Below are 12,279 nucleotides of genomic sequence, written 5' to 3' on the forward strand. Positions count from 1 at the left end.
AAACAGGAAGCCCCGGAACCAAGGTTCCGGGGCTTTTTCGTTACTTCTTCTCGTCGGTGGTGCCGTACATGCCGCCAGCGCCGCCGTAATCGTTTTGCTGGACCTCGATCTGGATCTTGGTGGTATCGACCACCGCGCTTTGGTCGAGACTGTTCAGCACCAGGGCGGGGAAGGCGATGACCAGCGCCACCATGATGATCTGAATCACCACGAAGGGGACCGCGCCCCAATAGATTTGGCCGGTGGTGATCCTGGCCGTCATCTTGTTGGTGATCTTATCCACGTAATCGGCCTTGGGGGCGACGCTGCGCAGATAGAACAGGGCGAAGCCGAAGGGCGGATGCATGAACGAGGTCTGCATGTTGACGCCCAGCAACACGCCGAACCAGATCAGGTCGATGCCCAGCTTTTCCGCCACCGGCCCCACCAGCGGCACCAGGATGAAGGCCAGCTCGAAGAAGTCCAGGAAGAAGGCCAGCACGAACATCAGGGCATTGACCACGATCAGGAAGCCCAGCTTGCCGCCGGGCAGGCCGGTCAGCAGATGCTCGACCCACAGGTCGCCGTTGACGCCCCGGAACACCAGGCCGAACACCGTCGAGCCCACCAGGATGAACAGCACGAAGGACGACAGCTTGGCGGTGGTGTCCATGGCCTGCTTCAGCAGCGACCATTCCAGCTTGCGCTTGCTCATGGCCAGGATCAGCGCTCCGGCCGCCCCCATGGCACCGCCCTCGGTCGGGGTGGCGATGCCCAGGAAGATGGTGCCAAGGACCAGGAAGATTAGTACCAGCGGCGGCATCAGGCAGGTGATCGAACGCATGACCAGGGCCATGCCGCGCAAGGAGCGGGCTTCCAGCGGCAGCGCTGGGGCCGCCTTGGGATTGATCATGGTGACCAGGAAGATGTAGCCCGTATACAGGCCGGTCAGCACGAAGCCGGGAATGAAGGCCCCGGCATACATGTCGCCCACCGACTTGCCCAACTGATCGGCCATGATGATCAGCACCAGCGAGGGCGGAATGATCTGGGCCAGGGTGCCCGACGCGGCGATGACGCCCGCCGCCACCCGGCGGTCATAACCGTAGCGCAGCATGATGGGCAGCGAGATCAGACCCATGGAGATCACCGAGGCCGCCACCACGCCGGTGGTGGCCGCCAGCAAGGCGCCGACGAAGATCACCGCATAGGCCAGCCCGCCCCGAATGGGGCCGAACAGTTGGCCGATGGTGTCCAGCAAGTCCTCGGCCATGCCGCTTCGCTCCAGGATCAGGCCCATGAAGGTGAAGAACGGGATGGCCAGCAGGGTGTCGTTGCGCATGATGCCGAACACCCGTTCGGGCAGCGCCTGGAACAGTTGGGAATTGATCAGGCCCAGATCCATGCCGATCAGGCCGAACACGATGCCGTTGGCGGCCAGGGCGAAGGCGACGGGATAGCCCAGCAGCAAGAAGCACACCAGGGCGGCGAACATCAGCGGCGCCATATTGGCGATGAGGAAGGCGGTCATACGGCTTCTCCATCGGCGGAGGTGTGGTGGTGATGTCCATGCTCGCCAGGATCGGGACGATCGCCGGTCAGGATGGCAATCTTCTTGATCAGTTCAGAGGTGCCTTGCAGCAGCAGGAGAAAGAAGCCGACCGGGATCATCAGCTTGACCGGCCAGCGCAGCAATCCACCGGCATCGCCCGACATCTCGTTATGAAGGAAGGACTTCATGAACATGGGCCAGGACAGGGTCATGATCAGGATGACCATGGGGAACAGGAAGAAGACGGTCCCCAGGATGTCGATCCAGATCTGCTTATTACGCGACAGACGCCCGCAGACCACGTCGATGCGGATATGCTCGTTGCGCAGCAGGGTATAGCCCGAGCACAGCAGGAACACCGCCGCGAACAGATACCACTGCCACTCCAGCCAGGCATTGGAACTGGTGTTGAAGATGTAGCGCACGGCGGCATTGCCGGAACTGATGATCACCATGACCAGGATCAGCCATTTGACGGCTTGCCCGACCCCTTCGTTGATCCGGTCGATCAACGCGCTCAGTGACAGAAGTGGTTTCAACTGCCCATCCTCCCGATGGAAAGCGCCAACTTTTGTGTTGGCTGCCTGCTATGACGAAGTATGGTAATCCAGGCTCGGCAAGGCCGCCATTGCGGAAATCCGTTTCCGTTAATGTTATGTAGTGCTCATGAAAATCAACAGCGCCAGCGTTTCGCCATCCCCTTTCCTGCCCATGAGCCGCGCCGAGATGGACCGACTCGGCTGGGACGAATGCGATATCGTCCTGGTGACCGGCGACGCCTATGTGGACCATCCCAGCTTCGGCATGGCCATCGTCGGTCGTCTGCTGGAGGCCAAGGGCTATCGCGTCGGCATCATCGCCCAGCCCGACTGGAACAGCGCCGAGGCCTTCAAGGCGCTGGGGCGGCCCCGGCTGTTCTTCGGGGTGACGGCGGGCAACATGGATTCCATGGTCAACCGCTATACCTCGGACCGCCGCCTGCGCCATGACGACAGCTATACGCCGGGCGGCGAGGGGGGCAAACGGCCCGATCGCGCCGTCATCGTCTATGCCCAGCGCTGCCGCGAGGCCTTCAAGGAGGTGCCGGTCGTCCTGGGCGGCATCGAGGCGAGCCTGCGGCGCATCGCCCATTTCGACATCTGGTCGGAAAAGCTGCGCCGTTCGGTGCTGATGGACGCCAAGGCCGACATCCTGGTGTTCGGCAATGCCGAGCGCGCCATCGTCGAGATCGCCCAGCGGACGGCGGCGGGCGAGGCGCCCAAATCCATGACCGATATTCGCGGCACCGCCTTCGTCCGCAACGCGGTCCCCGAGGACTATGTGGAGATCGACGCCAGCGATATCGAGGCGCCCATTGCCCATGCCAAGGGCGACAAGGTGGTGGTGCGGCTGCCGTCCTTCGAACAGGTGCAGGCCGATCCGGTGCTCTATGCCCAGGCGTCGCGCGTGCTGCATCAGGAAAGCAATCCGCTCAACGCCCGCGCCCTGGTCCAGCGCCACGGCGACAAGGAATTGTGGGTGGCGCCGCCGCCGATCCCGCTGGAAACGGCGGAGCTGGACGCGGTCTACGATTTGGCATACGCCCGGGCGCCGCATCCCAGTTACGGAACCGCCAAGATTCCCGCCTGGGAGATGATCCGCTTTTCCATCAATATCGTGCGCGGCTGTTTCGGCGGCTGTTCCTTCTGCTCCATCACCGAGCACGAAGGCCGCATCATGCAGAACCGCTCGCAAGGGTCGATCCTGCGCGAGATCGGCGCGATCCGGGACAAGACGGCGGGATTCACCGGCACCATCTCGGACCTGGGCGGGCCGACCGCCAATATGTGGCGGCTGGGCTGCCGCGAGCCCGAGACCCAGAAGGTCTGCCGCCGCCTGTCCTGCGTCTATCCCGACATCTGCAAGACCCTGGGGACCGATCACGACCCGCTGATCGCGCTCTACCGCGCCGCCCGCGCCGTGCCGGGGGTGGACCGGGTCAGCATCGGTTCCGGGGTGCGCTACGACCTGGCGGTGCGCAGCCCGGCCTATGTGGACGAACTGGTCCGTCATCACGTGGGCGGCTATCTCAAGATCGCGCCAGAGCATACCGAGGACGGACCGCTGTCCAAGATGATGAAGCCGGGCATCGGCGCCTACGAGAAATTCAAATCCATGTTCGAGGCCTCGGCCAGGAAGGCCGACAAGAAGCTTTACCTGATTCCCTATTTCATCGCCGCCCATCCCGGCACCGAAGACCTGGACATGCTCAACCTTGCCCTGTGGCTGAAGAAGAACGGCTTCAAGCTGGATCAGGTCCAGACCTTCCTGCCGTCGCCCATGTCGCTGGCCACCGCCATGTATCACAGCGGCCACGATCCGCTACGCCCCATCCGGCGGGAATCCGGTCAGGTATTTTCCGCCAAGGGCTTGCGGCAGCGCCGCCTGCACAAGGCCTTCCTGCGCTATCACGACCCCGAGAACTGGCCGATCCTGCGCGAAGCCCTTATCCGCATGGGGCGCGGCGACCTGATCGGGCCGGGCAAGCAGCATTTAGTGCCGCGAGGCCAAGCCTCACACGGGGCTATGCATAGGCAAAGTCGTAATGTAACGTAAATGCGAACGTGATCAGGGCCTTCGGCAAACATTTATTCGAGTTGCATCTATGAGGATCGAAACACTCGCCCGCCTGTATCAATCGGCCCAGCTACTTGCCGTGGCGTTGTTCCCTGCCTTTGCCATCTGGTATCTGCAGAATTTTACACCAGTTCCAGCACCGCTCTTCGAGAACCACCTCTTTCACGAGATTGCTATTGCCATTGCAACCGTGATCGGAATTTTCGTTTCTTATGTGTCGTGGCGCAGTTACCGGGAATCGGGCGAGATCTTCTTGCGCTGGCTCACCATGGGCTTTCTTGCCTTCACGGTGATCTATGCCCCCCACGGTCTTCTGACCCGAACCGCCCATGACAATATCTGGCTGTTCTTATTGTTCGGTCCGGTTTCGCGCTTGGTCATGCTGGGCTGTCTGGTCTATGGCCTGGTCCAATATGGCAAGCCGGCCGAGGACGTGGCCGCCGTTCAGGCACGGGGGTTCTGGCGCGTGGCGCTGGGCCTGTGCTGCGTCGTGACCGCCGCGGTGCCGGTGCTGGCCTATTCCCCCATCGCCGCCAGCCCCTGGGTGCGCATGCCCATGGAAAGCGGCGCGGCCATCCTGTGCCTGGGGGCGGTGGCGGTCATGGTGGTCCGGCGGATCGCTTCGCCGCTGATGCGCTATTACGGAGTGGCGCTGCTGCTGTTCGCCCAGGCCGCCGTCGCCTTCATCCTGGCCAAGCCGTGGGATCACATGTGGTGGCTGGCCCATGCCATTTTCGCCACCGGGTTCTCGGTGATCAGCTGGGGCGTCGTGAGCGCCCTGCTCACCACCAAATCCTTCGCCTCGGCTTTCAGCCAAGAGCAGTTGATGCGGGCCCTGGAGGAGGAGAAGGATCTTCTCGACGCCGCCAATAGCGCCCTGAGGGCCGAGCGGCAATTGGCGCAAACCACCTTGGACGCGCTGTTGGAGCATGTCTGCGTCATCGACGAGACGGGAAACATCCTGACCACCAATCAACGCTGGCAGGATTTTCTGGTCGCCAATGACGGCGACCATCTTCTGGCGGGCATCGGCGTCAACTATCTGGCCGTGTGCGACCGGGTCAAAGGCGCCATGCAGGAAGAGGCCGCCGCCGCCGCCGCGGGTATCCGCTCGGTCCTGCATGGGAGCTGCGACCGGTTCGGCATGGAATACGCCTGCGATTCGCCCACGGAGAAGCGCTGGTTCGTGATGAGCGTCCTGCGGGCGGATGCGCCCTCGGGTGCCCGGGTGGTGATCGCCCACCAGGATATTTCCGAACGGAAGCGGGCCGAGGATCAGCTTCGCCACCTCGCCTCGGTGGATGGGCTGACCGGCGTCGCCAATCGCCGCGCCTTCGACACGACCCTTAGCCAGGAATGGCGGCGCGCTTGCCGGTCGCGCATGCCGTTGTCGCTGCTCATGGTCGATGTGGATCATTTCAAGCGGTTCAACGACCATTACGGTCATCAGGCCGGGGACGAATGCCTGCGCGCGGTGGCGGGCGCCCTGGCTGGCGCCGTCAAGCGCCCCGGCGAGTTGGTCGCCCGCTATGGCGGCGAGGAGTTCAGCGTCATCCTGCCGTCTTGCGGTTTGGACGATGCGCGCCGCTTGGCGGAGAAGATGCGGGCGGCGGTGCTGGCGCTTCACATTACCCATGCCGCGTCCGAGACCGCGTCCGAGGTGACCATCTCTGTCGGAGTGTCCTGCTTCGCCCTTGGCGATCCGGCTGTCGAGGGGGTGAGTTGCGACGTCCGACCCGATGGACTGATCGCTTTCGCCGATTCCGCCCTTTACCGGGCCAAGGCAAGCGGTCGCAACCGGGTGATCGAGCAAGAGGCCGCCGTCGCCTGAGGCGGGGCGATCATGGGTGAATGGGGATCGCCCCACTTGCTTTTGGGTCAATACCGGCTTATCTGAGAACCATGCCTGTTCAAAAGACCTCCGGTTATCTCGCCGGTCAAATTCTCATCGCCATGCCCCAGATGTCGGACGAGCGCTTCGCCCGCAGCGTGGTCTATCTGTGCGCCCACAATGCCGACGGGGCCATGGGGATCGTGGTCAACCGCCTGTTCGGCGGCATCACCTTTCCTCAGTTGCTCGATCAGCTGGACATCCCGCCCACGCCCGAATGCGACCAGATCCGCATCCATTTCGGCGGCCCGGTGGAAAGCGGTCGCGGCTTCGTGCTGCACACGACCGATTACGCCCAGGAAAACACCATGATGGTGGCCGACGGGGTGGCCCTGACCGCCACCGTGGACGTGCTGCGCGCCATGGCCGAGGGAACCGGACCTGCCCAGAGCCTGCTGGCGCTGGGCTATGCCGGTTGGGGATCGGGGCAATTGGATTCCGAGATTCGCGAGAACGCCTGGCTTAACGTTCCGGCCGATGCCGATCTGCTGTTCGGTCGCGATCTCGAACACAAATACGAACAGGCCATCCACAAGCTGGGTATCGATGTGGGCCTGCTGTCGGCCGATGCCGGGCACGCCTGAGACTTTTGCCTTCCGGGGGCGGGCGAGACGCCCGCGCTCCCAACGGGGCGCCATTCTCGGAGCACGGCCGTCCCGGCCGCAGGCGGGTCAATTCAAATGACGATTGGTATAATCCGGCAGCCACGGCGAGAGCGAGACTGGACATGAATCGGTTCATGCAAGGGTACAAGGCCGCGTGGGAACAGCGTGACCCCACCAAGTTCGCGGCTCTCTTTCAACCGGACGGACGCTACCACAACACGCCCTTCCAGGTTCAGAACGGCACCGCCGAGCTGATGGAGTATTGGAAGCGGGTGCAGCTTCAAGAAGACGTTCAGGTCACCTACGAGGTTCTGTCCGACACTTTGGCCCACTGGCACGTCACCTATCAGGTGGCGTCCGAGGAACTGTTCCAGATCTGGGCCAAATCGACGGGGACCAATCTGGTGGCTCGCAAGCCTGGCGATCCGCTGCCCCGCATGGTGCTGGACGGCATTCTTCAGGCCCGTCTGGTGGACGGTCTGTGCGCCGAGGCGCGCCTGTGGTGGCACAGCATGCCCGAAGGGAATTAGGGGCGGGGGCTAGAACCCGCCCGACTGCGCCCGGAAGCGCAGCAGATGATCGGCCAGGGTAATGGCCATCATGGCTTCCGCCACCGGCACCGCCCGGATGGCGACGCAGGGGTCGTGGCGGCCCTTGGTGGAGACGTCCACCTCGTTTCCGTGGATATCGATGCTCTTCTTGGGCGTCAGGATGGAGCTGGTGGGCTTGACCGCGAGTCGGACCACCACGTCCTGGCCGGTGGAAATGCCGCCCAGGATGCCGCCCGCCCGGTTGGACAGGAACTTGACCTGTCCGTCGTTGCCCATGCGCATCTCGTCGGCATTGTCCTCGCCGGTCAGGATTGCGGCCTCGAAACCGGCGCCGATTTCCACGCCCTTGACGGCGTTGATGCTCATCATGGCCTTGGCCAGATCGGCGTCCAGCTTGTCGTAGACCGGGGCGCCCAGGCCCACCGGAACGCCCGACGCCACCACTTCCACCACGCCGCCGATGGACGACCCCGCCTTGCGGATGCCGTCCAGGTAGCCTTCCCAGGCCGCCGCAGCCGTGGCGTCGGGGCACCAGAACGGATTGGCCTCGGTCTTGCTCCAATCCCAGGCGGCGCGGTCGATTCGGTGGGGGCCCATCTGGACCATGGCGCCGCGAATGGACAGTTGCGGCGCCAGGGCGTGCAAGACCTTGCGCGCCACCGCTCCGGCGGCGACCCGCAGGGCGGTTTCCCGCGCGCTGGACCGCCCGCCGCCGCGATAATCGCGGATACCGTATTTCTGCTGATAGACCCAGTCGGCGTGACCGGGACGGAAGCTGTCCTTGATCTCGCCGTAATCCTTGGACCGCTGGTCGGTATTCTCGATCAGCAGACCGATGGGGGTGCCGGTGGTCAGGCCTTGGAACACCCCGGACAGGATGCGGACCTCGTCGGCTTCCTGGCGCTGGGTGGTGAAGCGGTTCTGGCCGGGCTTGCGCTTGTCCAGCCAGACCTGGATATCAGCCTCGGTCAATGGAATCAGCGAGGGAACGCCATCGACCACGCATCCGATCGCCGGCCCGTGGCTTTCGCCGAAGGTGGTGAAGCGGAACAGGTGGCCAAAGGCGTTGCCGGACATTTATGAAGCTCCCCTCAATCGTCCTGCGACGCATGCGTCGCCCGGACCTTTGGGCCGGGCGCCCCACCTCCGTGGGGCTTGGCTTTTGCCGCACGAGCGGCGGGGCTTCAACGGCCCAGTCGCTGCGCTCCGCTCATTCGTGTCTTCGCTCTCACACCACCGCGATGTCGGGGGCGTCCACCGCCTTCATGCCGACCACGTGATAGCCGCAATCCACATGATGGGTTTCGCCCGACACGCCCGACGACAGGTCGGACAGCAGGTAGAGACCGGCGCCGCCGATATCGTCCAGGGTGACGTTGCGCTTCAGCGGGCTGTTGTACTGGTTCCACTTCAAGATGTAGCGGAAATCGCCGATGCCCGAGGCGGCCAGGGTCTTGATGGGACCGGCCGACAGCGAGTTGACGCGGATGTTCTGGCCGCCGAGATCGACGGCGAGGTAGCGCACCGAGGCTTCCAAGGCCGCCTTGCAGACGCCCATGACGTTGTAGTGGGGCATCACCCGCTCGGCGCCGTAATAGGTCAGCGTCAGCAGCGAGCCGCCATCGGGCATCAGCGCCGAGGCCCGGCGCGCCACCGAGGTGAACGAGAACACCGAGATGTGCATGGAGGTCAGGAAGTTCTGCAAGGAGGTGTCGGCATAACGGCCGCGCAGTTCCTCCTTGTCGGAATAGCCGATGGCGTGGACCACGAAGTCCAGCTTGCCCCATTCCTTCTCGATGGTGGAAAAGACGGCGTCGATGGACGCCTCGTCGGACACGTCGCAGGGCAGCACCAGCTTGGAGCCCACGCTTTCGGCCAGCGGACGGACCCGCTTTTCCAGTGCTTCACCCTGAAAGGTAAAGGCCAGTTCGGCCCCCTGGGCGCGCGCGGCCTGGGCGATGCCCCAGGCGATGGAGCGATCATTGGCGACGCCCATGACAAGGCCTCTCTTGCCGGCCATCAGGGGAGCGGGAGCTGTCATGTGGAGTCCTCGTTCAGCAAAGGTGGTGCGGAGCAGCGGCCAAAAGCCTGCCTTCGGCATCTTCATACACGAAACGGGGATAGGGGCAAAGGCGTTAGCGGCTATCCGAGAATCTCGCTCAGATCGCTTTTCGCCGCCACTTCCCGTTCGAAATTGGACAACTCCGAGCCCAGGGCATCGCGAATGGAGACCATGCCCACCGGAATGCCGCCCTCGGTCACCGGCATGTGCCGAAAGCCGCCGTCATTCATGATGTGCAAGGCGTGACTGAGCTTGCGGTCGGGGGTGATGGTGGTGGGATTGGCGGTCATGACCGCCGACAGGGCGGTGGTATCGGGATTAAGGCCTTCCGCCAGGACGCGGAACAGGCCGTCGCGCTCGGTGAAGATACCGGTCAGCCTGGCGTCCTCGACGACCATGACGGCACCGACCTTGCGCTTCTTCATTTCGCGGGCGGCGGCGATGACGGTGGTGGTGGGCGCCATGCTCAGCACGGCCTGGTTCTTGATGACGTCGCGGATAAGACGATTGGGCATGGAAGCTTCTCCCCTGTGGTGTTTTCTTTGTCTCCAATATGGCGCCTGTGGGCATCGTCATCAATGTCGCAACGAAAAAGGGGCGCCATCTTTCGACGGCGCCCCTTATCATCCGGTTGCCCGAAAAGCCTATTCGGCCTTCAGGTTCACCGCCGAGGTCTTGCCCTTGCGGGGGTCGCGCTCGGCTTCATAGCTCAGCTTCTGGCCTTCATTCAGGTTGCTCATGCCAGCGCGCTCGACGGCCGAGATGTGAACGAAGACGTCGGCGGAGCCGTCCTCGGGCTGAATGAAACCATAACCCTTGGTGCTGTTGAACCACTTCACGGTGCCAGTCGGCATGGAATTCTCCAATAATACAGTTTCGCCCCGCATGACCTCATGCGGGGTTTTGATCGTTCGACCAGCGATGACACCTAAGAAGCGGCGTCGAATTTCCGCGAACGGAAATCCCACGGTAGGAAGAAAGATGGAACAAGCATGGGCCAGGCCAGGCCCGATTACAAGGTCAATCAGCGGCGGGGCTTGTCCAGGGCCTGATAACCGACCCCGTTCCACCGCAGCCACTGGGACGGCGTCTCGATGGTGGCCCAGCCGTCAATGCGCTGCGCGGTCACGAAGACTCCATCGGAATCGCCGAAGCTCCAGCCAACGGTTGCCCAGCCCTTGCTCGTCCATCGCGCCACCAACAGGGGCTGGCCCTTGGCCGAGTTCCATGCCGGGGAATCGATCAGAATGAACAATTCCGCCTGGCCGTCCTCGTTCAGGTCGATGCGACCGGCGCGAACCTGATCACGGAAGAATCCGAATTGGCCGCCGGTATTATAATAGGCCTTCCAATTGGCCCGCAGCACGGCCTCGATGTCCGGCGTTTCCGCCTCGGGCAGCGGTTGCAACGCCACCTGAGCCACCGGGCGGCCAAAGTCCTGGGCAGCGGCCGGGAAGGCGAGGACGGTCGCCAAAATCAGCAGAAGGGTAATTCGGATACGCATGGCAGCGGGAGATTACGGGCGTTGGCTCCGCCGCGTCAATGCGGGCATTAAATACAGTAAAATAGCGTTATATAAGGCGATGAATTTATTTCAGCCGATAAAATTGTGTTGAATAAATTTATGATACGTCGTATCACTGTGACTGACTGTTGAAATGCCCCGAGCGAGAGGCCCTATCATGAGCGTATCCGAAGTCGGTTTGATCGAGTTGGAGCCGGAAACCGTCAAGGCGATGCTGGATTCCGGCGAGGCCGTCTTGGTGGATGTCCGCGAGGAAGAGGAATACGCCGAGGCGCATATCGAAGGCTCCGTCCTGTCGCCCATGAGCGACTTCGAGGTGGACACCTGGCCCAGTTTCGCCGGCAAGAAGGTGATCATCTCCTGCCTGGGCGGCGTTCGTTCGGCGGCGGTGGCCCGCAAGCTTATTTCCGCCGGTCAAGGATGGGCCATCCACCTCAAGGGTGGGCTCAACGCATGGCGCGATGCGGGTCTTCCCACTATCGCGCAGGCCTGATTCTCACCGATCTCCGATGTTTCCTTCGAAAGCCGCGTCTCGCCAGCGAGAGGCGGCTTTCTTCATGGGGCAGGCGGGTTGCGGTGGATGGCGGGGCAGCGTAAGGTGGCGCGGTTCGGGGGGCGCCACGCTTAGGGAGAAGGCATGCGCAGTACGTGGCCTTTTGTCGCGGGTCTTATTTTCGCCGCTTTGGTGACTCTGTTTACCATGCCGATCCTTGTCGGAGTCGGCTTCGGCATGATGGCCCTTGGAAATATGGGCCATGAATCCGCCGGATTATCAGGCGGTTCCAGCTTTTTCATCCGCGATGAGAACGGCCGCTACATCACCCGTCTGACCAACACCACCTACAATCTTCTCAGCGTTCCCATGGTGGGCGAGCCGCGGCCGAGGCGGCTGCTGGCGCGCATGCAGATCAGGGTCGGCGAGGATGGGGAAGGGCTGGCCAGCTTTGACGCTTGGCCCATGGGGGCGCCATCGGAATTCAGCAAGACTCCATTGTACAGCATCCGCGCCCAGGCCGGTGCCGCTTCGGTGGGCGAAGACAGCATGTTCTGGGCCGAGCGCGGTGGGCGCAAGACGGCCTATTCCCTGGTGGACGGTAACCGGCTGTTCGATTCGGACATGCCCATGGCCCAGTTCACCTTCGAGCCCGAGGCGCGGCGGATGGCGGCCCTGGCCATCGCCGACGAGGAATTTTCCGCCCGAGGCGGCGTGGCCGTCATCAGCTATGCGGCGCCCGGTCGCGTGCTGCGTCGGGTCGTGCTGGTGGCCGATGATTCCTTTAGGGCCAATATGCTGCGGGCCACCATCAGCGCCACGCGTCTGGTGTCCTATCTCGACGAGGCGGCCGGTGGTCGGGTGGTGGAACTGCCCCTTGCCGCCGGTCCGGTCCGCATTCCGGTCAATCCCACCGACATGGACCTTGCGCGGGCGAAGCTTCCGGCGGGGCTCCGGCTCGTGACCATACAGCCCTGGGGGGGCAGGTAGCCATTTCCAAAATTC

Annotated in this window: 13 protein-coding genes; 6 read left to right on the forward strand and 7 right to left on the reverse strand. The window is 63.2% G+C overall.

Annotation, left to right across the window (positions count from 1 at the left end):
- Positions 1 to 40 precede the first annotated feature (40 nt).
- Together CU669_RS10215 and CU669_RS10220 are read right to left on the reverse strand one after the other, a co-directional pair.
- The gene (locus CU669_RS10215) at positions 41 to 1,510 is read right to left on the reverse strand and encodes a TRAP transporter large permease (RefSeq protein ID WP_112144306.1); all 1,470 of its coding nucleotides are present in this window, start codon (positions 1,508 to 1,510) and stop codon (positions 41 to 43) included.
- Positions 1,507 to 2,070, reverse strand: coding sequence for a TRAP transporter small permease subunit (locus CU669_RS10220; RefSeq protein WP_112144308.1), 564 nt, complete (start codon positions 2,068 to 2,070; stop codon positions 1,507 to 1,509). Before CU669_RS10220 ends, CU669_RS10215 begins: the two co-directional genes overlap by 4 nt.
- 127 nt (positions 2,071 to 2,197) lie before the next feature.
- On the opposite strand from CU669_RS10220, the gene CU669_RS10225 reads away from it, so the two are divergent.
- From CU669_RS10225 to CU669_RS10240, 4 genes are all read left to right on the forward strand, one after another.
- On the forward strand, positions 2,198 to 4,126 hold the full coding sequence (locus CU669_RS10225) for a YgiQ family radical SAM protein (protein ID WP_239988656.1): 1,929 nt from the start codon (positions 2,198 to 2,200) through the stop codon (positions 4,124 to 4,126).
- A gap of 49 nt (positions 4,127 to 4,175) precedes the next feature.
- Positions 4,176 to 5,978 (forward strand): diguanylate cyclase, encoded by a 1,803-nt coding sequence (locus tag CU669_RS10230; protein WP_112144310.1) that lies wholly within the window; start codon positions 4,176 to 4,178, stop codon positions 5,976 to 5,978.
- Between the two features lie 71 nt (positions 5,979 to 6,049).
- A complete protein-coding gene (locus CU669_RS10235) occupies positions 6,050 to 6,622 on the forward strand; it encodes a YqgE/AlgH family protein (RefSeq protein ID WP_192884607.1) in 573 nt (190 codons plus the stop codon).
- Between the two features lie 143 nt (positions 6,623 to 6,765).
- Positions 6,766 to 7,173, forward strand: a complete 408-nt coding sequence (locus CU669_RS10240) for a nuclear transport factor 2 family protein (protein ID WP_239988657.1) — start codon at positions 6,766 to 6,768, stop codon at positions 7,171 to 7,173.
- Positions 7,174 to 7,182: 9 nt separating this feature from the next.
- On the opposite strand, the gene aroC is transcribed toward CU669_RS10240, so the two are convergent.
- The 5 genes from aroC to CU669_RS10265 all read right to left on the reverse strand — a co-directional run bounded on the left by aroC (position 7,183) and on the right by CU669_RS10265 (position 10,760).
- Positions 7,183 to 8,271 carry a chorismate synthase gene (gene aroC, locus CU669_RS10245; protein ID WP_112144312.1) on the reverse strand — a complete coding sequence of 363 codons (1,089 nt, stop codon included), beginning with the start codon at positions 8,269 to 8,271 and terminating at the stop codon, positions 7,183 to 7,185.
- A gap of 151 nt (positions 8,272 to 8,422) precedes the next feature.
- Positions 8,423 to 9,235, reverse strand: coding sequence for an enoyl-ACP reductase FabI (gene fabI / locus CU669_RS10250; RefSeq protein WP_112144314.1), 813 nt, complete (start codon positions 9,233 to 9,235; stop codon positions 8,423 to 8,425).
- 101 nt (positions 9,236 to 9,336) lie between these two features.
- Positions 9,337 to 9,771 carry a CBS domain-containing protein gene (locus CU669_RS10255; RefSeq protein WP_112144315.1) on the reverse strand — a complete coding sequence of 145 codons (435 nt, stop codon included), beginning with the start codon at positions 9,769 to 9,771 and terminating at the stop codon, positions 9,337 to 9,339.
- Between the two features lie 129 nt (positions 9,772 to 9,900).
- Positions 9,901 to 10,110 (reverse strand): cold-shock protein, encoded by a 210-nt coding sequence (locus tag CU669_RS10260; protein ID WP_112144317.1) that lies wholly within the window; start codon positions 10,108 to 10,110, stop codon positions 9,901 to 9,903.
- Between the two features lie 170 nt (positions 10,111 to 10,280).
- A complete protein-coding gene (locus CU669_RS10265) occupies positions 10,281 to 10,760 on the reverse strand; it encodes a hypothetical protein (protein WP_112144319.1) in 480 nt (159 codons plus the stop codon).
- 178 nt (positions 10,761 to 10,938) lie between these two features.
- Here CU669_RS10265 and CU669_RS10270 point away from each other — a divergent pair, with 178 nt between their 5' ends.
- Positions 10,939 to 11,274 (forward strand): rhodanese-like domain-containing protein, encoded by a 336-nt coding sequence (locus CU669_RS10270; protein WP_112144321.1) that lies wholly within the window; start codon positions 10,939 to 10,941, stop codon positions 11,272 to 11,274.
- A gap of 144 nt (positions 11,275 to 11,418) precedes the next feature.
- On the forward strand, positions 11,419 to 12,264 hold the full coding sequence (locus CU669_RS10275) for a hypothetical protein (protein WP_112144323.1): 846 nt from the start codon (positions 11,419 to 11,421) through the stop codon (positions 12,262 to 12,264).
- Positions 12,265 to 12,279 lie beyond the last annotated feature (15 nt).

The organism is Paramagnetospirillum kuznetsovii (assembly GCF_003284725.1).
Taxonomy (GTDB): domain Bacteria; phylum Pseudomonadota; class Alphaproteobacteria; order Rhodospirillales; family Magnetospirillaceae; genus Phaeospirillum; species Phaeospirillum kuznetsovii.